This is a genomic window from Aporhodopirellula rubra (assembly GCF_014192335.1).
Taxonomy (GTDB): Bacteria; Planctomycetota; Planctomycetia; order Pirellulales; family Pirellulaceae; genus Rhodopirellula; species Rhodopirellula rubra.
Genome location: NZ_JACHXU010000026.1, coordinates 23,006 through 46,865, shown reverse-complemented (window position 1 = coordinate 46,865; position 23,860 = coordinate 23,006). Strand labels below are relative to the sequence as shown.

The 23,860-nt window shown below is 53.7% G+C and carries 17 protein-coding genes; 8 read left to right on the top strand and 9 right to left on the bottom strand.

The window, feature by feature from the left end; all coding sequences use genetic code 11:
- Positions 1 to 8: 8 nt before the first annotated feature.
- Positions 9 to 1,382: a polysaccharide biosynthesis/export family protein gene (locus FHS27_RS25760; protein ID WP_184308487.1), complete on the top strand. Its 1,374-nt coding sequence runs from the start codon at positions 9 to 11 to the stop codon at positions 1,380 to 1,382.
- A gap of 137 nt (positions 1,383 to 1,519) precedes the next feature.
- Here the strand turns inward: FHS27_RS25760 and FHS27_RS25755 are convergent, their stop codons facing one another.
- Both FHS27_RS25755 and FHS27_RS25750 read right to left on the bottom strand, forming a co-directional pair.
- On the bottom strand, positions 1,520 to 2,704 hold the full coding sequence (locus FHS27_RS25755; RefSeq protein WP_184308485.1) for a metallophosphoesterase: 1,185 nt from the start codon (positions 2,702 to 2,704) through the stop codon (positions 1,520 to 1,522).
- Positions 2,705 to 2,708: 4 nt separating this feature from the next.
- Positions 2,709 to 3,299, bottom strand: coding sequence for a SixA phosphatase family protein (locus tag FHS27_RS25750; RefSeq protein WP_246420944.1), 591 nt, complete (start codon positions 3,297 to 3,299; stop codon positions 2,709 to 2,711).
- A 117-nt stretch (positions 3,300 to 3,416) separates the two neighbouring features.
- Between FHS27_RS25750 and FHS27_RS25745 the strand changes: the two genes are divergently transcribed.
- Positions 3,417 to 4,784: a PQQ-binding-like beta-propeller repeat protein gene (locus FHS27_RS25745; RefSeq protein WP_246420937.1), complete on the top strand. Its 1,368-nt coding sequence runs from the start codon at positions 3,417 to 3,419 to the stop codon at positions 4,782 to 4,784.
- Positions 4,785 to 5,220: 436 nt separating this feature from the next.
- Here FHS27_RS25745 and FHS27_RS25740 read toward each other — a convergent pair whose 3' ends face one another.
- Positions 5,221 to 5,697 carry a DUF6960 family protein gene (locus FHS27_RS25740; RefSeq protein WP_184308483.1) on the bottom strand — a complete coding sequence of 159 codons (477 nt, stop codon included), beginning with the start codon at positions 5,695 to 5,697 and terminating at the stop codon, positions 5,221 to 5,223.
- Positions 5,698 to 5,888: 191 nt separating this feature from the next.
- Here FHS27_RS25740 and polX point away from each other — a divergent pair, with 191 nt between their 5' ends.
- Positions 5,889 to 7,622 carry a DNA polymerase/3'-5' exonuclease PolX gene (gene polX / locus FHS27_RS25735; RefSeq protein WP_184308481.1) on the top strand — a complete coding sequence of 578 codons (1,734 nt, stop codon included), beginning with the start codon at positions 5,889 to 5,891 and terminating at the stop codon, positions 7,620 to 7,622.
- 98 nt (positions 7,623 to 7,720) lie between these two features.
- Here polX and rtcA read toward each other — a convergent pair whose 3' ends face one another.
- Together rtcA and FHS27_RS25725 are read right to left on the bottom strand one after the other, a co-directional pair.
- Positions 7,721 to 8,755, bottom strand: coding sequence for an RNA 3'-terminal phosphate cyclase (gene rtcA, locus FHS27_RS25730; protein WP_184308479.1), 1,035 nt, complete (start codon positions 8,753 to 8,755; stop codon positions 7,721 to 7,723).
- Entirely contained in the window at positions 8,756 to 10,288 is a 1,533-nt protein-coding gene (locus tag FHS27_RS25725) for an RtcB family protein (RefSeq protein WP_184308477.1), read from the bottom strand. It lies immediately after the preceding gene.
- A 192-nt stretch (positions 10,289 to 10,480) separates the two neighbouring features.
- On the opposite strand from FHS27_RS25725, the gene rtcR reads away from it, so the two are divergent.
- Both rtcR and FHS27_RS25715 read left to right on the top strand, forming a co-directional pair.
- Positions 10,481 to 12,094: an RNA repair transcriptional activator RtcR gene (gene rtcR, locus FHS27_RS25720; protein WP_184308475.1), complete on the top strand. Its 1,614-nt coding sequence runs from the start codon at positions 10,481 to 10,483 to the stop codon at positions 12,092 to 12,094.
- A gap of 226 nt (positions 12,095 to 12,320) precedes the next feature.
- Positions 12,321 to 13,493, top strand: coding sequence for a hypothetical protein (locus FHS27_RS25715; protein WP_184308473.1), 1,173 nt, complete (start codon positions 12,321 to 12,323; stop codon positions 13,491 to 13,493).
- 138 nt (positions 13,494 to 13,631) lie between these two features.
- Here FHS27_RS25715 and FHS27_RS25710 read toward each other — a convergent pair whose 3' ends face one another.
- A complete protein-coding gene (locus tag FHS27_RS25710) occupies positions 13,632 to 14,963 on the bottom strand; it encodes a polysaccharide biosynthesis/export family protein (RefSeq protein WP_184308471.1) in 1,332 nt (443 codons plus the stop codon).
- Positions 14,964 to 15,122: 159 nt separating this feature from the next.
- Complete coding sequence (locus FHS27_RS25705; protein ID WP_246420935.1) at positions 15,123 to 15,983, bottom strand: hypothetical protein; 861 nt, start codon at positions 15,981 to 15,983, stop codon at positions 15,123 to 15,125.
- 822 nt (positions 15,984 to 16,805) lie between these two features.
- Between FHS27_RS25705 and FHS27_RS25700 the strand changes: the two genes are divergently transcribed.
- Entirely contained in the window at positions 16,806 to 18,383 is a 1,578-nt protein-coding gene (locus FHS27_RS25700) for an MraY family glycosyltransferase (protein ID WP_184308467.1), read from the top strand.
- A gap of 4 nt (positions 18,384 to 18,387) precedes the next feature.
- On the opposite strand, the gene ppnP is transcribed toward FHS27_RS25700, so the two are convergent.
- Positions 18,388 to 18,666 (bottom strand): pyrimidine/purine nucleoside phosphorylase, encoded by a 279-nt coding sequence (gene ppnP, locus FHS27_RS25695; RefSeq protein ID WP_184308465.1) that lies wholly within the window; start codon positions 18,664 to 18,666, stop codon positions 18,388 to 18,390.
- Between the two features lie 349 nt (positions 18,667 to 19,015).
- On the opposite strand from ppnP, the gene FHS27_RS25690 reads away from it, so the two are divergent.
- Positions 19,016 to 20,578: a prenyltransferase/squalene oxidase repeat-containing protein gene (locus FHS27_RS25690; protein WP_184308463.1), complete on the top strand. Its 1,563-nt coding sequence runs from the start codon at positions 19,016 to 19,018 to the stop codon at positions 20,576 to 20,578.
- On the opposite strand, the gene FHS27_RS25685 is transcribed toward FHS27_RS25690, so the two are convergent.
- Positions 20,575 to 21,480: an RDD family protein gene (locus FHS27_RS25685; protein ID WP_184308592.1), complete on the bottom strand. Its 906-nt coding sequence runs from the start codon at positions 21,478 to 21,480 to the stop codon at positions 20,575 to 20,577. The genes FHS27_RS25690 and FHS27_RS25685 overlap by 4 nt on opposite strands.
- Positions 21,481 to 21,752: 272 nt before the next feature.
- Here FHS27_RS25685 and FHS27_RS25680 point away from each other — a divergent pair, with 272 nt between their 5' ends.
- Positions 21,753 to 23,849, top strand: coding sequence for a POT family MFS transporter (locus FHS27_RS25680; RefSeq protein WP_184308461.1), 2,097 nt, complete (start codon positions 21,753 to 21,755; stop codon positions 23,847 to 23,849).
- Positions 23,850 to 23,860 lie beyond the last annotated feature (11 nt).

The following is a 23,860-nucleotide window of genomic DNA, read 5'->3' as shown; positions in this document are numbered from 1 at the left end:
ACTTAGCCATGAACTTCAATTGGAAGGGCGTTCTGCTCGCTGCGGTTTTAACACCGATGCTTACGGGATGCACCTCATTCTTTGCCCCGATCAGTGGGGTTCCTGTAAACCAAGTCCCACCTCAATTGCTCGGTGAGAAACGGGCCGACTACATCAACGTCCCATTGGCGTTGTTGCGGATGGAACAACCCGATGACTATCTGATCGATGAAGGGGATATTCTCGGCATTTATATCGAAGGCGTGATGCCGCCTCAGGCAAACGAAGACCAGCCCGTGGCGATTCCACCGGTTCACTTCCCTGAAGAGGGCAGCGATCTTCCACCAAGCGTTGGTTTCCCAATCCCAGTGCGTGATGACGGCACATTGCCGCTACCACTCATCGAGCCTCTCGATGTTCGTGGAAAAACGATCACGCAAGTTGAAAACATGGTCCGCAAGGCCTACGTCGACGACGAAAAGATTCTTCGCAAAGGTCGTGACCGCATCCTCGTTTCGCTCATGCGTGAACGAACACAACGCGTCATCGTGATTCGTGAAGACGGTGGATCCAATGACGCTGCCATCGCCGGTGGCAGCCGTCAATTCGGTAACGCTCAAGAAGTTATCAGCGGTACCGAACGACAAGGTGCGGGTTACACACTGGACATGCCTGCCTACAAGAACGACTTGATGCACGCTTTAGCCGAAACCGGCGGTCTGCCCGGTCTGAATGCTAAGAGCGAAGTCAAAGTCCTCAAGGCGTCACGCTTCAAGGGCAAGAACCGCGAAGAGATGATGATGCAACTCTTTGCCGGACAGGGTCCCCAAAACGGATGCTGCTTCGACATGTGTGGTGGTTGCGGAATGGTCGGCGTTGAAGGAATGGTCGAAGACCCGTTCAGCGTCACGATCCCGTTGCGAGTTCGTCCGGGCGAGATGCCGAAGATCGATCCCGCCGACGTCATCCTCGAAGACGGAGACATCGTCTACATCGAAGCACGCGATACGGAAGTGTTCTACACAGGCGGCTTGCTGCCCGGTGGACAATACCCACTGCCACGTGACTATGACCTCGACGTTATCGGTGCCATGTCGGTTGCCGGTACCGGCCTCGGCGGTGCTGCCAAAGGTTCAGGCAGCGGTGGCGGAGCAGCAGGTGCGTTGCTCGGTGGCGGTTTCGGTGGTGCCACCCCGACTCAGCTCTACGTCATGCGAAAAGGTCCTTGCGGCCAAGAGTTCACAATCGCTGTTGACCTGAAGAAAGCCTACAACAGCCCAGGCGAGAAGATTCTGGTTCAACCAGGCGACACGCTGATTCTGCGGTACAAACCACACGAAGAAGCACTGAACTTCGGTATCGTCGCGTTCCTCACCTACGGTATTCGCGAACTGTTCAACTAAGCGTCAGGTTGGCTAGCGACCGCATCGGTGATTGCTAGCTCAGCCAAGTCGTGACTTTCATCACGCCGTTCACTCCGCAGAGCATCTTCCAGCGAAGATCTCGCGGAGGGAACGGCGATTTTTCGTAATCGCCTCGATCATGTCGAACTTTGGCGCCGCAACGTTATCAACGACAACTCAGGTCGACAATTGATACGCATGAGATGCACCCCACCGAGACCGCGTGAAACGTGCATTGTTGTCGGCGGACGATAAAAGTCCCCTGACGCCCAACGACTGCCGTGCCAACTCGGACTCAGGATGGGCCCGACCAAAGGCAGGCGACCTTGCCCGCCGTGCGTGTGCCCACACATCATCAAATCAATATCGTGACGGCGTCCCCAATCGAATTGATCGGGACTGTGACTCAAACAAATCTTCATTGCTCCATTAGGCAGTGTCTTCTGCGACGATGCGATTTCGTCCGCCGATGGATGGCCGAACCACGGTGACTCGTTGCCCATGACCGAGACATCCGTTTGGCGCAGCGAATGCGTCAAACAACGTCCACCCACGTCGGTCCATCCCGCATCCGACATCTCCCGGCGAACTTCGGTCGGATCCAAAACGCGAGTGTCATGGTTGCCCAAGATAAAGAGGCTTCCGTCGGGTGCTCGCGCGGGCGAGAAGATTTCGTTTAGCCATCCGACACACTCCTGCACGTCAACAATATCCCCCGTCAACGCAAACATCTCCGGCTTCCAGTCCAAAGCGTGACCGATCACGTCGGTCATGAACGCGGAATGCAAGTGCCCGGTCAAATGAATGTCCGACAAGTGTGCGATACGGTAACCCTCTAACGATGCTGGTAAACGAGGCAACCGGATCTCGATATTCTCAATCGCCAGATCCAACATCTGATTTCCGGGGAGCCCGGCAGACCAACGGCTTTTTTGGGTCCGTGTGAATCGTTCGACGTCGCGTGGTCCTGCCGCTACCGTCCTGGTCGTGCGAGAAGCATCGGCATGCTGGACTCGAAAGATCGGCCGCCATGTCAGCCACAACACGAAGAACACACCACCAAGAACCAAACAAAAAACGCTATAGACTCTCAGGCCGGCGGGCAATTCATCCCAAGAACCATTACCCAGTACGATCTCTCGGAGTGGTTCGTACCAAATCGTCCCGATGATCAAGGGCGTCATCCATGTTTCAACGAAAGCTATTTTCTCAACCAGTTTGATCCGTTTCCGCGGCCAACCAAATGAATTGAGTCGGTTGTAGAACGTCAGCCGCAAACCGAAATGCGCAATCAGTGTCAGACCAATCAAGATGAAATTCATAAGACTATCGATGTTCACGCCCGAGCAATTTGGGTTTCATCTGATCGACCATCATCGCGTTCTCGTGCCCGAGCGCCTCCGACCAATTGGTCGTCAAGCAACGGTAGACGACCATCGCGGCCGTAGGCAGTCCGATCGGATGACCGGCCAACATCGACGCCGCATGACTGATGCCCGGATTGTGCCCAAGTATCAAAACGGTCCGCGGAAAATTCGCGCCATCTTCATCCGCAATGCCACTGACTCGCTCAACGGTTTGGAGAATCGTTTTGGCACTCGCCAAATACAACGGCGGTTCGATAAGCAATCGTGGAGTTGGAACATTCGTATGCTTCCAATACGATTCCATGAGAGCGGCGGTCTGCTGCGTTCGCTTCGCCGATGAACACAAAATATAATTTGGGACAAATCCTGTCTCGGCGATCCATCTCGCCATGGCCGGTGCGTCTCGCACGCCACGTGAATTCAAGGGTCGATCATGATCCGCGACATCTTCCCCTGACCAATCGCTTTTCGCATGACGCATCAATACAAGGTGCAGGGAATCCTCGGATTGACCGGATATCGGCGACGACTGATCTGGTGATTCTGGCATGTGATCGTTGACTGAAATTAGAAACGAAGAGATTGATCAAATTGGCTGCCTGCACTTGAATCCGCCTGCGTCGGCGATACAGTTGCCGGCAAATTTACTTCTCGATCGGAATAGAAAATGCTTACCAACCCACACGCGTTCAAACCGAGATTGGTTGTTGCCGCGATCAGTCTAGTCGCAATTTCAATATCCTTGCAGTCCATCGTGAACGCCGACGATTGGAGCGGTTGGATGGGCGACTCTCGCGATGGAATCTACCGCGAAACCGGAATCATCGAGACAATCCCCGAATCCGGATTGTCCGTGAAGTGGCGAACTCCGATCGCCGGTGGATACGCCGGACCTTCGGTTGCTGATAACCGAGTGTTCGTTTTCGATTACCAAAAAAGCTCCGGTGACGCGTTCAATGCTCCTGACAAACGAGCCAATGTGTCGGGGAAAGAACGACTGATCGTGCTGGATGCTGAATCAGGAAAAGAACTTTGGCGGCATGAGTACGATTGCCCCTACAGCGTTTCCTATCCCGCCGGTCCTCGGTGCACACCAACCATCGATGGCGATCGAGTCTACACGCTCGGCAGCGAGGGCGATCTGCATTGCCTCAATACATCAACCGGTGAAGTGAAATGGTCGCTTTCGCTGAAGCGTGACCTCGCCGCTGAAGTTCCGATCTGGGGATTTTCATCACACCCCCTCGTTGATGGCGATCTGCTCTACACCATGGTCGGCGGCCAGGGCCAAGGGATTGTCGCATTTGACAAAATGACGGGCGAAGTACGTTGGAAAGCTCTGGACACTGCCGCAGGATACTGCCCACCTTCGATCATCGAATTCGCAGGACGTCGTCAATTGATCGCTTTCACACCCGACGGCGTTGACGCACTCGACCTTCTCTCCGGCGCATCTCTTTGGCACATCGACATTAGCCCCATGTACGAAATGTCGATCGCTCGACCGATGCGAAATGGTGACCTGCTCTACGCCAGCGGTATTCGCAACGAAGCTGTCATGATAAAACTCGATTCTCAATCACCCGGCGCGTCTGAACTTTGGCGTGGTGAACGCGGAAACGCCGTTTTCTGCAGCAACAGCACCCCCGCGTTTGTTGACGGCGTCATCTACGGTACTGACTGCAACGACGGAAAGATGATCGCCGTGGACGCCACGAATGGCGAACGATTGTGGACAACGTTCCAACCAACCCGTCCGGATGAAAAACGGTTTCTAAAACACGGAACTGCGTTCGTGACGCGAATTGGCAACACGGACCGATACCTACTTTTCAGCGAAATCGGTGATCTGATCATCGCCCGAATGACCCGAGAGGGTTACGAAGAACTCGGCCGCGACCATGTTATCGAACCAAACGGAGAAGCCTTCGGGCGTGGCGTGGTGTGGAGTCATCCCGCCTATGCCAACCGAACGGCATACATCCGCAATGACGAAGAAATCATTGCTGTGAATCTGGCACCGTCGTCCAAATAGACTTTTAGCGACCGCCTACAATGATCTGACCGACGAGTAACCAAACAAAGGTGAAAGTCAGTCCAAATGCGGTGTGAACAGCGTCGACATTCATAGCAGCAACCTCAGGCAATGAGAGCAAGGGTCACCGATTCGTTCGGACACGAACCGGTTGACCTATCGGGAACGGTGAAAACGGGCCGTTTCCCTGGCCTGAGTGCGGCGGCGTCTATTCAGACGCGATCGCATTTGATTTCCATGCGGAGTATCCGACGCCGCATGAGTTTGTATCGGACGAACTGCGTTCCAAATCTTTGAAATAATTCTCGCGAACGCACAAAGCCCGCAGGCAGCAGAGTCAACGCAAACAGCGAACGCCCCAGACCGCTTGAATGCGCGCGACACGCATCCGTGAGATTGCTCGCTCAACGCGTGCTATTTGAACGCCGAAGGAGGGCTACCAGTCCGTGATTCGCTCGCCCGCACCATTCCAGGTTGGTGTCGGATGCTTGATTTCACCGGGCCGAACGCGTTGCTTGTCCGTCAGCAAACGTAAGTGTTCCTTGACATAGAGTCTTTTCTGTGTCTGATCGCCACGTCGTAATCGATAAAGAATTCTGCCTTTCCGCCGGACATAATACATTCCGGTAATCACGCCAACGAACAGTTCACGTTCCATTCCCGTGCCGATGGTTTCGACTTCGTCCCCGATATCAAGTCCTTCGCCGGAAATTGGCAACCACATGCACGGCCGCAACCGAAACGCAAACTCACCATAGTGATATTGGTAGTGTGTGCCGTCAAACGAGTCTCGTCGCAAGACGCGTTCGCTCGGGATCAAACGAGTAACCAACCGAACATCGTCCGGATGAATGAACTCCTGTCCGTTCTCCGGCCAACGCGGAATCAGCCCGTACTGAGGGAAAGTTTGCAAAACGACGAAACCGTATCAGAGTCGAGAAACGAAAAACAAAACGTCCATTTTTAACCGAATTTGGACACGCGTTCCAATCTCGCGTTCGAACACTGCGGATGGCATAAGCGGTTGCTTCGTGACAAAATACGCTCGTTCTGTCTGTGCATCAGGCGTCAAACCTACTTCCCCGTGCTCGCGAATCATATTTGATGGACAACCCCGAAATCGCCGCCGTCTTCGAAGAACTCGCGGAACTACTGGAGTTTCGCGGAGAAAACCCGTTTCGAATTCGAGCGTACCAAAACGGCGCCCGCGCGATCCGCGATCTCGACGAACCGATTCGGGAAATTGCGCAAGATCCTGACCGCGATTTGTCAAAATTGTCCGGTATCGGCAAAACGCTCGCGGAGAAAATTGGCGTCTTGCTCGAAACGGGCTCTCTTCCGCAATTGATCGAATTGCGAAAAGCGGTTCCGGAGGTGGTGATCGCGATGGCTCGCATTCCTGGTCTGGGTGCAAAGAAAGCCGCCAAACTCCACGAGGAACTCGAACTCAATTCACTCGACGACCTCGCCGCCGCCTGTCGCGAAGGCAAGGTTTCCGCGATCAAGGGCTTTGCCAAGAAGACGGAAGCCGCAATCCTCGACGGGCTGGCGATCGCCAAAGCGGCATCCGAAAGAATCTACTGGGTAACGGCAGACAAGATCGTCGCGGATCTGAGCGAACACATGCGAGATTGTAAAACGATCTCGCAAATGCAGTGGGCGGGAAGTTACCGCCGGCGCCGTGAAACCGTCGGCGACCTCGATCTTCTCGCTGTCGCGAGTGACCGTGATGCGGCAATGGATCATTTGGAATCATACCCAGGCCGCGCTTCTACGATCGTTCGCGGCGACACGAAGATCTCAATTCGTGTCGCAAAGTCATTTCAAGTCGACATGAGGTTAGTGGACGCGGAACAGTTCGGTGCCGCGTTGCAGTACTTCACGGGCAGCCAAGCACACAACATTCACGTGCGGCGACTCGCCAAAGAACGGGGATTAAAGATCAATGAGTACGGGGTCTTTCGACTCGATGACGACACTCGCGTTGCTGGAGCGACAGAAGAAGATGTCTATGCGTCAATCGATTTACCTGTAATTGCACCTGAGTTACGTGAGGATCGTCACGAGTTTGAGTGGGCTGAGCGAAACGAACTACCCGACCTGATCAAACTCGACCAAATTCGTGGTGATCTCCACATGCACACCTCCGCAACCGACGGACACAACACAATCCGCGAAATGGCGGATGCCGCAATCGAGCGTGGACTTAAATACATCGCAATCACCGACCACAGTAAGCGAGTCTCCGTCGCGGGAGGACTAGACGGTGACCGACTTCTCGAGCAATGGAAGATCATCGACGACGTTCGAGACGAGTACGCCGATCGATTGATGATCTACAAAGGAATCGAGTGCGACATCCTCGAAGCTGGCGGAATGGATCTCCCTGATGATGTGTTGGCCCAAGGAGATTGGGTCTTGGCGAGTGTGCACTTCGGACAGAAACAGCCCCGCGACCAAATCACTGATCGCATCCTCGGCGCGATCGAAAACTCTCATGTCGATTGCATCGCTCATCCGACGGGAAGACTGATCAATCGTCGCGAACCCTATGCGGTTGATATGGACGCCGTGATGAAAGCGGCGAAGAAGCATGGCAAATTCCTGGAACTCAACGCCAACCCTGCTCGCCTGGACTTAAATGACGTCCATCTCGCAGCGGCCAAAAGGCTCGAGATTCCAATCGTCATCAACACCGATGCACATAACATCGATGGGCTCGACGTGATGAGGTTTGGAATTCTTCAGGCGCGCCGCGGTGGATTGACCGCAGGCGATGTCGCCAACACGTTGGACCTCAAAGCCTTCGAAAAACTGCGTAAACGCTTGGCGAAATAGGCCGGGACACAGTTCCGAAACGGCCCCACACGATTCCGCGACATGGGGCGTTTTAACTTGGCAATGCTTGGCTTGATCCTCAACACGAGAAACGCTTGCTATCCGACGCACACACTGACCGATCCATCCTCGTTTTCGCAGCATCGAATATCGATGTTAAGAAAACGCTGGAGAACGTCGATGTGCGTGAGACTGTGTTGGGACAATGGCGAGGTTCGAAATTCGCTGGATTGTCCCGCATCGGCCGCCAATCCCATTGGCAGCAATAGTTGATCAGCGAGAAATGGCCCCACAGGTACGTCACTGGCAAGGTACGCCCTTGCGTCGCGCAACACGGAACGCGCAACGTGTTCCGCTCTGACGCCTACTTTCCCAAAACCGATCACGAGCTCAGCTAGGTTATCGAATCCGCACTCAATCATGACAACGTTACCGGGGCCGCCAGATTGAGAGATACGGCTAACTTCGCAAACGCTCTCATCCCATCCAGTCTTTCGTCGAATCACGTGGCATTCTCGCTCACCCACTGAACCAGGTATCTTCGCGACCAGTGCGTGCACCCGCGGTTGTAGTCCCCCTTGCCGTTCCATGAGCGACAAACCATTGAGCGACGACGACGGTTGAACCCGCATCACGATCTTCCCACCGCCAGCCGGATAGAAACCATAGGATTCGATCGAAACCTCGACCTTGCCGTTCATGCGTTCTAGCAGTGGCAGATAACATCTCGCAAAGAAATCATACGGCGGTGCCCACGCCGCGTGGGTCCCGCCATGGATCGTCACCGTCGACTCTTTGTCGGCGAATAACAAGGCGGGCAAAATAGTTTGCGCCACCAATATCGCACTGCCTGCCGATCCAACTTCAAACGTGTACTCGCCGCCACATAGCGTTTTCGGCGATACGGTAAGACACCTCGACCCTAACTCGGCACCGTCCGTTTCAGCATGGCTGATCGTGGTGATCGCTTTCACGCCCGCGAGATGCTGTCGCAACAAACCAGGCTTTTTGCGTCCGCCACGAATATTGACGAGCTTTACCGGCACACCGGTTACCGCAGCGAGGGCGAGCGAAGAGCGTACGATTTGTCCGCCTCCCTCACCCTCGCTTCCGTCGATCATAATCGTCTTCATTTAATCGTCCGCCTTGCTCGCATCTTTGATTACAAAACGGGCTTTCAAACGCGCAACTTCGCTTGCCAGTCCAGCGGATTTAACCGATCGCAATACTTCATCGAAGTCTTTGTATGCGGCCGGAGCCTCGTCGATCGGATACTGCCGGCAATTACTGAGGATATCGCCACATTCAAATTCACTATCCACGGTCGTTTGATCCAAAACACGTTTCGCATGGCGACGCCCAAGCACTCGCCCCGCACCATGGTTCACGCTATAGCACGACGCCTCAGCACCTTCATCGGCGACCATCACTGCGGATCCGTCACGCGGGTTTCCTGGCAACAAGATCGGATGCCCTGTTTTTGCAAACGGCGTCCCAACAAGAGAATGATGTCCTCCTGGAATCGCTCGTGTTGCACCCTTACGGTGCACCCAGGCAGGCCGGTTATTGACGCTCTCTTTTCGAGCAATGTTATGGCTAATGAAATACACGAGATGCCCTTTCGTCCCCGGAATCACTTCCTGAAACGCCTCCAGTACGAGTGCGTTGATGAGCAAATGGTTCACGGTGGCAAAATTTGCACCGAGCGCCATATCGTCGAGGTAATCGTTCGCCTCGTTGGAACCGAGCGGAGCATAAACGAGTTGACGATCGCCCGCTGGCAGCGGAATCCCCCACTGATCGAACTTGTTCTGCAAATGTCGAAATTGCCCCGATGCCAAGTTATGACCAAATCCACGAGATCCACAGTGCGAAAGGAAAGCAACGTTTCCGTCGGTGAGCCCAAACGCATGAGCAACTTCACGGGCCCGGTCGCTTTGCCCAACCTCTACGACTTCACATTCCCCAAAGTGATTTCCGCCACCGTACGATCCAAGTTGTTTCATCTTGTCGCTGAAATTACTCATGTCCCGTCGCTCGAGCAGTTTCTCAAGACGTGTTCCAAGCGCATCGGTCGTGTCGTCATGCCCCAGGTGAAACGAGTCTTCACATCGAAACGCCCACGAAGTAGGAATCCCGAGCGATTCACAAACATCCTCGCTCGCGCCTTCGACAACGAGTTGCCGTCCTAGCGACCGGTTAACGTGTCGCGACTTTTCGGCGTTACGCTGCCCCTTTCCCGCGCCCGTCGGAGTTCGCTGACAAATCGCCGAAATGAGCTGACGTCGAACCTTGCGATCCTCGATCGCCTCAGCGGGAAGATCTAACTGAAGCAGGCTCATCGAACATTTAATATCGACGCCAACGGGACCTGGGTAGATATGCGTAGGCGAAACCATCACGCATCCTACCGGAGCTCCGTAACCGCAGTGAGCGTCAGGGTTGAGGACCAAATCAGTCACCCCAGGAGCCAATCGGGAGTTCACGGCCTGCTGCAAACAGAGATCGTCAAACGTCTCACGAATCGCCTGCGTTCCGAACACCTTGATCGGTGGAGTCGTTTCGGTTGGCAAAAGCGCCGTCGCTTCACCGGTCGCGATCATGCCGGGACCGGTATAGGTGGTTCGATCGTTAGAACGTTGACGGTTGGCGGTCGATGTATTCATGGGACTCTCTGAAAACGAAGAATTCGGTCTTATGGTAGCAGGCTCACATAGCAGAGACCGTGCCATACTGCATCGCGAATCCGTAAGTCCAACACCATCAGACACTTAGCAAAACTCGGCACATTGGCTCCTGGCGTTTCAGCGAGCAGGAAACTATCCTGCGAGATGCTTTCTTATCCCACAGGATCAACCATGAAGACTGTCGTCATCGGCCTTTTGGGTGTTCAGCTCGATCAGCCAAGAAAATCGCGTGACCGCTGGGCGACGTGGCGGCCGTCGGTTGGTATCTGTCAGCAAGATGATTTAATCGTCGATCGGTTTGAGCTACTCGTCGAACGTCGCTACTCAACGCTTGCGGCCCAAGTCGTCACCGACATCGAAACCGTCTCTCCTGAAACAACGGTGCGCAGTCATTCCATCGCCTTGGACGATCCATGGGATTTCGAGGAGGTTTACGCAACGCTGCATCAATTCAGTCTCGAGTATCCCTTTGATCCTGAGAACGAGCAGTATCTCGTGCATATCACAACGGGAACGCATGTCGCACAAATCTGCCTGTTCCTTTTAACGGAATCACGACACTTACCGGCGAGGCTGTTACAGTCATCGCCTCCTGCAACACGAACACGCGCGCGTAATTCTGCAACGACGTCAGTCGAGGGCACCTATCAAATCGTTGACCTGGATCTTTCTCGCTACGATCAACTCGCCACCCGATTTTCACAGGAGCACGATGAAGCAACATCGATTCTCAAACGGGGAATCGAAACTAAAGACGAAGCTTTCAACACACTCATCGATCGCATCGAACGCGTCTCGTTGGCAACACAAGCGCCAATCTTGATGACGGGTCCAACTGGCGCGGGCAAGACTCAACTTGCCAAACGGATTTACGAACTGAAACAGAGCCGAAGGCAAATCGAGGGTCCACTTGTGGAAGTAAACTGTGCCACCATTCGCGGTGAGCAAGCCATGTCCACGTTGTTTGGACACACAAAAGGTGCCTTCACTGGCGCGAGTGCTGCTCGGGCAGGATTATTGAAATCAGCTGACGGAGGAATGCTATTCTTGGATGAGATTGGCGAGCTCGGACTCGACGAACAAGCGATGCTATTGCGAGCAATCGAGGAAAAACAGTTTTTGCCAGTTGGTTCTGACCGGCCTACCCAAAGCAACTTTCAATTGATTGCAGGCTCCAACCGCGATCTTGTTGCCGACGTAGCCCAGGGACTTTTTCGAGATGATCTCCTCGCTCGAATCAACCTATGGTCGTTTCGATTGCCGAGCCTTGCCGAGCGACGATCGGATATCGATCCGAACATTGATTTTGAACTGCAGCAATACACGCGAACGACCGGCGATAAAGTCACGATCAACCAAGAGGCCCGCAACAAATTCTTAGCCTTCGCGATCGATCCAGCCACATCCTGGAAAGGCAACTTTCGTGACCTCAATGCCGCAATCACACGGATGGCAACGCTGGCGGACGGTGGACGAATTACAGTGGAGCTTGTCGACGAAGAGATCGTCCGTTTGCGTGCTAACTGGCGAGCGCCATCTGCACAGCAAGATGCCGATCAAGTTCTGACGAATTACCTCGGGATTGATGCGGTTGACTCCATCGATCGATTCGAACGCACCCAGCTAGCAGATGTCATTCGCGTTTGCCGCGAAAACAAGACGCTTTCCGCCGCAGGACGTGAGTTATTCCAGGCATCACGGCGAGCAAAGGCGCGCCCCAACGACGCCGATCGATTGCGGAAATACCTGGCTCGCTTTGGCCTATCTTGGGCGGACTTGCAGTAGATGGTGAACGTCCACCAATTGGAACTGTCCTGAAGCAATCGTCCTCAGGTGCGAACGGCGAACAATAACGGATAGTGCAATTGTAGGCATCGAACCGTTTTCTCAGCGGCGGTGTGGTGAAGACACGTGCCGAAAGGAGAAGCAAATCCGACGGTGGTGTTAGACGATAAGCCTTCCTAGCCTTTGCTTTTCCTATTTCCCTCAAAGCATCTGATCGGAAACCTACATGCCATTCCTGTCCGGTAGCCTCTCGTTCGAAAGATTTCGCGTCGAAAACTTTGAATCCGATAGTTTTGATCAAGAACACATCGACCTGATGGCGAAGCACGCGGCGGGAAAGTTCGAAACTGGTTCAGCGGAAAACGTACATACCGGCTTCTTGGGTGGAGCGCACCTGTTTGACCAAGACTTCGATCTTGACAAAAACGTTATTAACGATGCTGTCCATTTTGGAATCCGCATCGACACGAATCAGATTCCAGCCGCAATCAAGAACGCTTGGCTGCAGATCGAGCTTGCGGCTCGCGCCAAAGACAATCCCAGCGGAGTGGCGACCAAGTCCCAACGCAAAGAGGCGAAAGAGGCAGTCGAACAGCGTTGCGAAGTTGAAGCGGCAACCGGAAAATACCGCAAGTTCCAACCGTTCTCGTTGTTATGGGACTACGGCTACGAAATGCTGTACTTTGGCGGTACCGCCGGAACCGCGAGTGGTCACTGCGCAGACCTACTCGAACGAGTCTTTCAAGTCGAACTGGGGCACGTCAGCGCCGGCACGATCGCGCAAGCTTGGGCTATCGAGGCAGATCGCTACGCGGAGATGGACGACCTCGTTCCCGCTGCTTTCTGCCCAGGACCTGCTCACGGCAGTGTCGCCTGGGCAAACGAGCACTCTCAAGCTCCTGACTTTCTAGGCAATGAGTTTTTGCTCTGGCTCTGGTGGATGCTAGAGACCCAGACGGACACGATCGCGATTCCGGATGGCTCAGAAGTGACTGCCATGCTCGCGAAAACGTTGACGCTGGAATGTCCTGTCGGTGAATCTGGAAAAGAAACCATTACCGCAGAATCGCCAGTGAAATTGCCAGAGGCGATGCAGGCAATTCAGCACGGAAAACTGCCTCGAAAGTCGGGCATGACCCTTGTCCGAGACGGGCAGCAATTCGACCTAACCCTTCAAGCAGAAACGTTTGGAATCAGCGGCGCCAAAATCATTCTCGATGAAGACGTTGAATTCGAGAATGAAGATCGCATCGAAGCAGTTCGAACCCTCTGCGACACCGTTGATGGTCTCTTCCATACCTTTTGCGACCGCCGCACCGATCAGTCCTGGTCGAAAGACTTGAAATCAATCCAGGGTTGGCTCGCTCCGGTAAAACAACGCGGCAACCAAGCTGCATAAATGAACAAGCGACTGATTGCGACACTGACGTTACGCAATCAGACACTATCCGATCGTGCGTATAACCGCGATGCATAAACACGAAAAAAGCCGCTGATCAAAGACCAGCGGCTTTTCGATTTACTCAAGACCTTGATACTAGTTGTTATTTCTCAACAACTGTTGAATTCCGTAGGTGAAGAACGTTCCAATTCCGAAGTTCAAGATCTCTTCTTCACACTTGTACTGCAAGATAAGCGTGTCACCAGGTTGAACAAGTGGTCGGCTTCTCGGGTCATTTACAGCCCGTGCCAAATCAACTTCGATAGCGATTTGACCATCGCATGGCGTCCGACGAAGGATATACAGCATTCCAGGTGGAACCCCGCCGACAGCCGAAACACCAACGCCTCCTGAAGATGTAGACTCTCCAATTCCTCGGCCGGCTAATGCCATTGCCGCAATAACATCGAGATCATAGTCACGCGGAAGAATGTGTTCGCCTCCGGGCAACAATCCACCGGTATAATATACCTCTGTCTCTCGATTCTCGATGTATACGATGTCTCCGTCCTGTAGCGTGATATCCGCTTCGTCAATGTTCGGAATTACCCCAGGACGTACTCGCAACGGAATCCGTAAAATAGACGGGTCGTCTGGTAACTCAGGAGGACAGTAACACGGATCTGTCATGGCGATACGTTGTTGAGCCCAATACTTTCGCAAGAAGTCAGCTCTCTTTCGTTTGTCAGCTTCTGACGCACGTAGCACCATGATTTCATTTTTTGCATTTAGTCCGGGTAAGCCTCCCGTCTCCACCAATGCATGCAAGACATCATTTTTGTATGCAGGCAGCTTCACTAGGCCTCCAGTGGCAGTACGATCTGGACCGCGAAGACCTTCACCGCCTTCAGATCGCCCACCAGAGTCTTCTCGCACGACAATGACGTCGAACGTCCGCTCTTTGATCAAGGTGACAATGGGGCGAGCCTTTTCTTCGCGAAGAATATCGTTCTCGATATAGGATTGGCGAATTTTTTCACGCACCTGTTCGAGAGTGAGGCCCACGACTTTTAATGGTGCGATGAGCGGCAGAGCCAATGTTCCGTCGTCTTGGACGGCGATCGGATAACCGATCGATGGCGGTAAGGTGCTGTTCTCATCGGGAAAGTTAACAGGCGGTGGCGACGGCGGCGCGTTCGGTGGATTGAATGGCAACACACCTTCAATGTAAACTCCGAGAATATCATCCGGGCCAAGCTGATAATCGCGAGGTGGCTCGAGCGACAACAATGCAATGTCAACCGGCACCAAGTCATTCTTCGGCGGCGGAAAAAAATCGGGTGACAAGCGATGTGCCGGAATACCGTTGATCGGCTGTGTCAAAGTCGAACATCCGGTGAAGGACGTTGCTACCGCGAGCGCGAGACTGCATCCAATTGCTGAGCGAATTCTTCGCCACACTTTGGAATGTAAGAGGTTGGTGTTCATCCTTGAACTCTCCAGAAAAACGATCGGGTGACTACACGCCCGTGATTGAATGAGGTGAAAGTGGTTCAAACCGCTGGCGGCTGAACCAATGGGCGATGACAACGTGGCCAATCGCGTTAGCGAGCTCCGTTGACTTTCGCCGTTGCGAAAGATCGTGAATTACAGACCGGGTGACGGTTTGCCAAAGATTTCTTCAATAACCATATCGATCTCCGCCTGGCTCGGCTCGGTATTCCCGCCGACTTCCACCTCTGTCGATGTGGGGACCGATTGGACAGGGACCAATTCAAAAGAAGGTGTTTCAACCACCGGCGATGATTTAGTTAATTGCCGATCTCGAAATCCGTGATCGCTAAATTCAACCGCAGCGGGTGCTTCTTGATTGGGACGGCGTCCAAGCTCATCCAAAAACGGATCATCATTCCGTTGCTGGATACTGCCTTCTTCTTTTGGACCGCCTGGGATAACTTCGATCGGGCCGGAGTCTTCGTTCAACTCACCACCGTCCCCATGAACCGAAGTGGATTCCTCATTTATGTCTTCGAGGCTCACCTGGCCAGGTACCAAGGTTTCCCCTTCACCCAACACAATTCCTGCTGGCAGCCCATTATTCATAGAAACAGGCATAGGCATCGCCGGTGTAGGCGCCGCTGATCCTGTCATGTTCGATGTCATGTGCGGCACTGCGTTGAGCCGGATCATGTTGTAGTGACCAATCCCGTCTTCTTCGGCTGCTTTAACGCCCAAAGGAAAACCTTCAAACCAAGCATTAACGGCGGATTGGCCATTGCCCGACTGGTGACGCCAACCCCAATATTGAGGCGAAACGACCGTCGGCGTACATCCTGAACCGCCGGTAGCGACTTCCAGATAGCCGGCGATGAAGCCTGCTTGAAGGTCTTTCAGGTAGCGGTGACCGCGGTAACAGTGTTTGACCCGGAGCCAAGCACGAGCCGCCATTACTTTATTGCGATGACTGATCATGAAATCATCGATGCATTCGCTGTTGTCAAGCTTCATCTGAAGCCCATTCAACATCGTGCAGCCTGCGAAACCAGTCGCGGTCATCCCTAGAGCCAAACCGAGTGCTAAACGCTTCAACGAGCGAACGCGTCGAGACAATGTGGCTTTGGCGGATAAGGACTCCTGTTGGAGTCCAGATTCATGGTTGTTCAACACGGGCATCATAGCCGGTTCCCCTCGCGGCGGATTAGTCAACTTCGCGTGAAAGTCACGCGAAACAGCTCCTGCCACCATCTCGCCCCCCATAGGCTACAACGGCGTCCAGAAATCGGAAAATAAGACCTGGAGCGATTGTGCCGCCTCAGGAATCTTCCTTGGATACTTATCGCCTGTTCAAGCCGGACGGTTTAGCCAAATGCTCTTGAAATCCGGATACTAGCTGTCGCGACAGTCCTAACGACCATAAGGATAAAACCAGCCAGCCCTACCTCTACGAGAATATCCAGTTGCGAAAGCACGAGGATTCGTCAACTTTCTGGTGTAGCCCTCGCCGTGTGAGATGGTGAACCTCCAAACCAGGGGTACGCATGATCACATCGCCCGAGAGTTGTGCCAGAAAAATCGACGGATCAAGCGAAAAAGGTGATTTCTGCGTGCCGAAACCATTTCTGGTAGCTAGGTTTACGTAGTCCGAGAGCGCATGCGTCGGCGGCGAAAAACTGCACCGATTGCACCGGTTTTCCCGGCACCAAAGTTAGAACCCCTTCACGCAGGCACTTTCGTCGGTGTACTTCGTGCGAACCAGTGGAAAGAATCGAGCATCTCGACTACTCTTCAAATCGCACCGAAATTGAATTCATTGCTCGCTAATCTGACTACATGACATTGAATACCTTTTTCGCATTTTTCGCCGCCTTCGTTACCGCACTAGTTCTAGTTCCGGTCGTTCGATCCATCGCGATTCGAATCGGTCTTGTCGACAATCCAGACGCCGAGCGAAAGTTGCATACATGTCCGATTGCTTTGGCCGGTGGTGTAGCGGTGTTCACCAGCATGGTAGTCGCGATGGTTCTGACTGTTGGTGTGCAAAACCAATGGACATTTACGTCTAGTTTGGACTTGTTCGATACGCCATGGCTTGTCTTGCTGGGGTCTGCGATTGCAATCCTCTTGGTCGGATTGGTGGACGACAAGTGGACATTGAGAGGCCGGCAAAAGCTCCTTGCCCAATGCGTTATCTCAATGGTTATCGTGGGCAGCGGCACAATGCTCGATGTAGTCGGCTTTCTAGGTATCGACATTCCACTGGGTATTTTTGCTATCCCTGTCAGTGTTTTATGGCTATTGCTGTGCATCAACGCCCTTAACCTACTCGACGGCGCAGACGGAATGGCGACCACGGTCGGCATTTTCGTCTCCGGTAGCCTAGCGTTAGTTAGTTTAGCTAACGGCAATGCGATCCTAAACGTCGTGGCCGCATTCGCGCTCTGCGGTGCACTTGCTGGTTTTCTGATTTACAACCGACCACCGGCCTCGATCTTTCTCGGAGACGCCGGGAGCATGATGATCGGGTTGCTCGTCGGTGTACTCTCGATGTGGTGCTCGCACAAAGAAACGACCGCATTCGCTGCAGCTCCGATAGCGATTCTGGCTTTGCCTCTGTTCGATTCGCTCGCGGCAATCGTCCGTCGTCGATTGACAGGACGCAGCATTTACGCGACCGACCGCGGTCATATGCATCACTTGCTGAACGAAAAATTTGGTCGCGCGGGTACGCTTTGGATCGTCGCAGCAGGTTGTTCGGTCAGCTCGGCGGCGGCGATCGCCGCAACTTGGCTGCATTTACCTTGGTTGGCCCCTTTGGGAGCAATCCTCGTCCTCGCCGTGTTCATCGGCACACGTACTTTTGGATATTCTGAATTTCGACTACTTGCTGGTCGAATCCGACATCTCATCATGTCGTTCTTGGTCCGACCACAAGTCTGTGAGCATAAGAAACACGAACGGGCTCTCTCGATGCAGGGCGACGGACCTTGGCAAGAAGTTTGGGAACCGTTGATCGACTTCGCAGAACAGCAGCAACTCGCCAGTGTCAAGATTGACGTCAACATGGCATGGCTGCACGAAAGCTACCACGCCACTTGGCGGAGTATTCGGATGCCCGAACCCGCCATGCAAAGCGTCGTTCGGATCCCATTGCTGGTTAATCGGGGCACCGGTGAGCAAGCGGAGCGGGTTCCGGTCGGTCGAATTGAAATCATCGCTACCTCAAGCCCAGATTCGCTGAACCGACTCGGTGACTTCATCGAACACGCCAACGAAATACAGATCCAGGTCGAACGCGTTGTCGAAAAAGTTGAAGCGATGAAACAAGCTCGTCTAAAACCAGACAACATTTCTGTTGATCACAGCGTACCAACCGCAGTCCAAGAAGACGCGTTCGCAAACATTTCGTAAGCGGTTAGCTATAAAAGCAAAGGTACGCCGTAGGCTCACCGACCCGCACCTGAAAGGTTTTGTTGGCCTCCACTTCGAATTGTTGCCCGGCGGAAATCGCCTTGAAGGCATCACTACCGGGCAATTTCACTTCCATGGTGCCTGAAACAACCTTCATCAACTCGTGTTCACTTGTTCCGAATTCGTAGTTGCCGGCCGCCATTACCCCGGAAGTAACGCGTCCTTCGCTGTTTGTAAATCCAATTGATTTGACGTTGCCGTCGAAATATTCGTTGACGTTCATCAGAGGGGTTCCTGGTTAGTTCTAGAAACTTCGTGCATGCATGAGAATAAGATGGTGCGATCGATCAGGTGGCCGCTAAGAGCGTCACAAGAATGCTCCGTGCATCGCAGCTACTGCCGAAGCCGCGAATTCTAATTGCTGCCCCACAATCTCTGAAAGCACTCCTGCTGAGTACAAAATCGGAATAAGACCGTTTACATCCCGACGAGCACCGTACTTTTGCTGATAAAGGCCGTTGCTTCACCTATAGTATAGGCTGACGCGTGTTTGAATGACCTTGCGAGGGCCGCGACTCGACCGGGCCCATTTTTCAATACGCTTCCACATTTATCGTCACCTCGGATCCAATATGTCGTCTACGACGGAACAACTGCTTCCCGACCTCGACGCTCTCCCAACCACTCTTCCTGTCGAAGAAGACGAGAGGGACGAGGAGAACTTCACATCAGGACGATTTGCGTTTCTAAAAGACGCACCTGCATGGTTGATCAGCACGCTCATCCATGTGGGAATTCTCCTGGCGTTGGGCCTCGTTTCATTGACCGACCCTGTTCGCATGGTCAACGTTCTCTCCGCAACAGCGACTGGCGAAGAAGGTCCAGAGATCGAGGAATTCACGATCGAGCAGATCGATCCCGGTGAGATGGAAGTCGTCGAAGAGGTAACCGAACCGGTCGAGATGACAGAATCTCTCGAAATGGCCGAACCGATCGAAATCGATGTTCCAATGGACATTGCTGCAATCCCATTGGACGTTTCTGATTTTGCATCCGAGATGGCTCCCGCGGCGGCAACCCTCCAAACGCTCGCATCAGTCCAGACATCAGCGATGGACAGCCGATCGGACCAGATGAAGAAGAAATTGCTACGAGAGTATGGGGGCAACTCCGCCAGCGAAGCTGCTGTCACGGAAGCGCTCAAATGGATCTCATTGCACCAGATGCGTGATGGTCGTTGGACGTTTGCCCATAATTTGGTTTGCAACAACCGATGTGGGAACGGATGCGAAGAAAAACGTTCGACTGCATTCAACGGTGCAACCGCGATGGCCCTGCTGCCGTTCTTAGGCGCGGGCCAAACGCACAAGTCGGGCGATTTCCAGCCCATCGTCAGGCGTGGCTTGCAGTACCTCATCCGAAGCGGCAAACCGGGAGTAAAATCGGGCTTGCCAGTTCTGGACCTCAGCGAACGTGATGGCAACATGTACTCCCACGGTCTCGCCACGATCGCGCTCAGCGAAGCGTACGCGATGACCGAAGACCCTACACTCGCCGCGCCCACCCAAGCGGCACTCAATTACATCGTCGCCGCACAATGTCGTGACGGTGGTTGGCGATACGCTTTCCAAGACGGCCGCGGCGGTGACACCTCCGTCGTCGGATGGCAAATCATGGCATTGAAAAGCGGTTACATGGGACACCTAATCATCCCACCGCAAACGATTCAGGGATCCATGAGGTTTCTGGACAAGGTGCAATCGAACGGCGGTGCTTGGTACGGTTACGCCAAACCAGAAACGCAACTCCGCCCCGCAACCACTGCAGTTGGTTTGCTTTGCCGGATGTACACCGGATGGGACAAAAACAACAAAGCACTCCAGGAGGGCGTGAAAGGACTGGCAAAGAAGGGCGTCCTGAAGAATGACATCTACTACAACTATTACGCCGCCCAAGTGCTCCGGCAAACCGGCGGTCCCGAATGGGATGCCTTTAACACCCAACTGCGAGACTGGTTGGTGGAAACACAGGCCCAAGAAGGCGGGGCCAAAGGAAGTTGGTTCTTCCCGAGTAATCACGTATCGGGAGCAGGCAGACTCTGCATTACTTCTTTCGCGACGATGATTCTCGAGGTCTACTATCGACACATGCCGCTCTACGCGGAACAAACCGAAGAGGACGAATTTCCTCTCTAAACCGCGGCGGGAATCACTCGGTTCTGATCTCGACGTAAGGGGCTATACCCGGCCAAGGGTCCGAGGTCGGCCGGCTCATCCGAAGGATCAGCCAGGAAGGTGCGGTAGTACAACGCGAGCATCAATAAATCGAAGTCGACATCAGAAACGAAGTCGAATCTTTCGATAAGAGGAATCGCCAGATGCCGTGCGATTTCAGCTCGCCGGCCCGGTGTCAGGTAATGACGTCGTTCGGCATAAATAGCCAGCGTGCGTGCCATGCTGCGTGAGACGAGATAGTCACCAGGAACGAACGACGCCAACGGCGCGACCCGAGGGTCTTCGATTTTTGCCACGGGCAGACGCCAGGTCTTCTCGTCAACAATCACCATCGTCCCCGCAGCGATGTCGCCGAGCCGCTGCATCCTCCGTGTGCAAATCACGCTGATCATTCCGACAATCCCTGTGGGAATAAAAAGCATGGGCGGCATGTCCATGGCAAGCGATGGCAGAGTCGACATCGGCGCCAAATCCGCAATCCTAAGCAAGTTTCGAATGATCGCACGGCGCCCCGTAATCGGGCAACCATCGACGTCGATCACCCGAATACCAAACATCCATTTGCCCACCGTTCGACCGTTGAAATAGGTCTCCAGCGCGGCTCCGTAGAACCAGCTAATCAAGAAATAGCTAACCAGCCCCGCCCCGAAGGCAAACGACCCGAGGATATCGACGTCGATCATTCCCACAACGAAAACCAACGTAAGCGCCAAAGCCGCGATAATTCCGTATCGCACCAAAATATCGATGAGGTACGCAGGCAGACGCCGAAACGGCCCCGCCAATTGGTATTCGAACGCAATATTCTCGGGCGTCACCACCTCGATCGTGGTATCCAGCGGGCGTGACGTCGCCCCCACCATCCCTCCGGCGTCATCCTCAGACGTCGCCGTGGACGCAGGTGACGTTCTAGAGGTGGAGATTCGATCATCAGGATTGGTCGTGGTTGACATGAGCCCAATTTACATAATTTCGTCCGGCACCGGTGTACGTGCACGAGCCAGGTTTTTGTTAAGTTACCCCTGCCCGCCGTACGAACCTCCGCGTTCCCCGTGCAAATTGATGGCTCGACGCGTGAATCAGTCACGCCAAAATTTGTCGTCACCCACCAAAACACTCTTCCGAGAGGATCTCGATGTCGTCAGCCAGTATTGACCCAGTCGGTTTGGAATCCAGTACCGACACGCCCTCGGAGTACCAGACACGCCCATCCGGTTCGACCGGATTGCCAGGCGGTATTCCTTATATCATCGGGAACGAAGCCGCCGAACGATTCAGTTTCTATGGCATGAAGTCGATTTTAACGATCTTCATGACCGACTACTTGCACTGGATGGGTACGTCCGCGACCGGCACGGGCATGAGCAACGCTGAGGCCACCGAGCACTATCACTCCTTCACGATGGCGGCCTATTTTTTCCCCGTGCTTGGCGCGTTGTTGGCTGACGTTTTCCTCGGAAAATACAAAACGATTCTTTATCTTTCGATCGTTTACTGTCTCGGACACGCCGCTCTCGCCTTCATGGGTTCACCGCCGATGAGTGCGGGTTGGTGGTTGTTCGCCGGACTGCTGCTGATCTCAATCGGATCGGGCGGGATCAAACCGTGTGTGTCCGCTCACGTCGGCGACCAATTCGGAAAATCCAATCAGCACCTGCTGACCAAAGTCTACCAGTGGTTTTACTTCAGCATCAACTTTGGTGCATTCCTCTCGACGCTGCTCACCCCTTGGGTTCTTCAAAACTACGGCCCCCACTGGGCGTTTGGGATTCCCGGCGTGTTAATGGCGCTCGCCACGTTCCTCTTTTGGCTCGGCCGAAACAAGTTCATCCACATCCCGCCTGGAGGCAAAGAATTCATCAAGGAGACGTTCAGTGCGACAGGGATTACCGCGATTCTGAAATTGATGATCATCTTTTCGTTCGTTGCGGTTTTCTGGGCACTGTTTGATCAAACGGGGTCGTCGTGGGTTCTCCAGACCAAGAGCCTCAATCGGACTTGGCTCGGCATGACTTGGCTCGAGTCCCAAATCCAAGCGGTCAATCCGATCTTGATCTTGACCCTCATCCCAGTTTTCCAGTTCGTGATCTACCCGCTCGTCAATCGCGTATTCACGCTCACACCGATTCGGAAGATTTCGATCGGACTGTTCGTGATGGTAGGCGGCTTTGCCATCGTTTCAATGCTGCAAGAGAAGATCGACGCAGGTCTCGAACCTTCGATCTCATGGCAATTTTTGGCATACGGCGTACTGACAGCTTCCGAAGTCATGGTATCCATCACCTGCCTGGAGTTTGCGTACACCCAAGCTCCTAAAAACATGAAGTCTGTCGTGATGGCGGTGTTCCTGTTATCCGTTTCGCTCGGAAACGCCTTCACCGCGATCGTCAATCACTTTATTCAAACTCCCACCGTTACCAAGCTCGTTTCGGAACTCGATCCACAAACGATGGCCGCCGGAAAGACACTCAGCAATGGCGAGTTCACCGGCACATATCTCGAATCCACAGGCGACGAACCGTCCGTTCATCAACTCCTCATTCCTGGCCCTGACGCCGAACCCGGCAACGATGATGACGTTGTTCTCACGTTAGATTCGGATGGGGTGTTACAGTCTCTAGAAAACGCGTCCAAACCGATTTTCGAGAGTGCTGCCGACAAAATCGAGGAAGCCTTCTTTGGCGACGCGGAAGCATCGGGCGATACACTGCCTAGCATCGACAAAGTCGACGCGTTGCTCGGTGACATCAAAGACGCACACGGCAACCCGATTCGTTACAAACTGATCTCACGCGATCGCTATCAACTCGTATCCGAAGGCGCCGACGGCATCGATGGCACCAAATGGGATGAAACCCTGACGGGATCATTGCAACGGATAAACGACGACGCCGGTAACGATGGCGAAGAAAAATCCTACAGTTGGCTCGAGCGACAGAGAATCAAGATTCTTGGCGAAGGCGATGCGGAGAAGACAGCCGCAGCGAAGGCCGAGATTGACAACAGCAAAGGCGGAGGAAGCGAAACCACCTTTTCGCGAGACTACGCCATTGGCGGTCGTGTGCTTCTCGAGGGAGCGGACTACTTCTGGTTTTGGACGAAGTGTATCTTCTTCACCGCAATCGTCTTTGTTCCTGTGGGATACTTCTACAAAGAAAAGACCTACATTCAGGATGAATCAGCCGACGAAATGCACGAAAAGTCTCTCGCTGACGAATCGATGTCGGCCTAGGCTAACATCGA

Coding starts and splice junctions, on each gene's coding strand:
- ppnP (WP_184308465.1), bottom strand. CDS start 18,666: ATGAACGTCAACGAATATTTCGACGGCAACGTCAAATCAATTGGATTT.
- FHS27_RS25745 (WP_246420937.1), top strand. CDS start 3,417: ATGCTTACCAACCCACACGCGTTCAAACCGAGATTGGTTGTTGCCGCG.
- rtcR (WP_184308475.1), top strand. CDS start 10,481: ATGAAGACTGTCGTCATCGGCCTTTTGGGTGTTCAGCTCGATCAGCCA.
- FHS27_RS25680 (WP_184308461.1), top strand. CDS start 21,753: ATGTCGTCAGCCAGTATTGACCCAGTCGGTTTGGAATCCAGTACCGAC.
- FHS27_RS25700 (WP_184308467.1), top strand. CDS start 16,806: ATGACATTGAATACCTTTTTCGCATTTTTCGCCGCCTTCGTTACCGCA.
- polX (WP_184308481.1), top strand. CDS start 5,889: ATGGACAACCCCGAAATCGCCGCCGTCTTCGAAGAACTCGCGGAACTA.
- FHS27_RS25755 (WP_184308485.1), bottom strand. CDS start 2,704: ATGAATTTCATCTTGATTGGTCTGACACTGATTGCGCATTTCGGTTTG.
- FHS27_RS25690 (WP_184308463.1), top strand. CDS start 19,016: ATGTCGTCTACGACGGAACAACTGCTTCCCGACCTCGACGCTCTCCCA.
- FHS27_RS25715 (WP_184308473.1), top strand. CDS start 12,321: ATGCCATTCCTGTCCGGTAGCCTCTCGTTCGAAAGATTTCGCGTCGAA.
- FHS27_RS25725 (WP_184308477.1), bottom strand. CDS start 10,288: ATGAATACATCGACCGCCAACCGTCAACGTTCTAACGATCGAACCACC.
- FHS27_RS25685 (WP_184308592.1), bottom strand. CDS start 21,480: ATGGTGGGGGCGACGTCACGCCCGCTGGATACCACGATCGAGGTGGTG.
- FHS27_RS25750 (WP_246420944.1), bottom strand. CDS start 3,299: ATGCCAGAATCACCAGATCAGTCGTCGCCGATATCCGGTCAATCCGAG.
- FHS27_RS25705 (WP_246420935.1), bottom strand. CDS start 15,983: ATGAAGCTTGACAACAGCGAATGCATCGATGATTTCATGATCAGTCAT.
- rtcA (WP_184308479.1), bottom strand. CDS start 8,755: ATGAAGACGATTATGATCGACGGAAGCGAGGGTGAGGGAGGCGGACAA.
- FHS27_RS25710 (WP_184308471.1), bottom strand. CDS start 14,963: ATGAACACCAACCTCTTACATTCCAAAGTGTGGCGAAGAATTCGCTCA.
- FHS27_RS25760 (WP_184308487.1), top strand. CDS start 9: ATGAACTTCAATTGGAAGGGCGTTCTGCTCGCTGCGGTTTTAACACCG.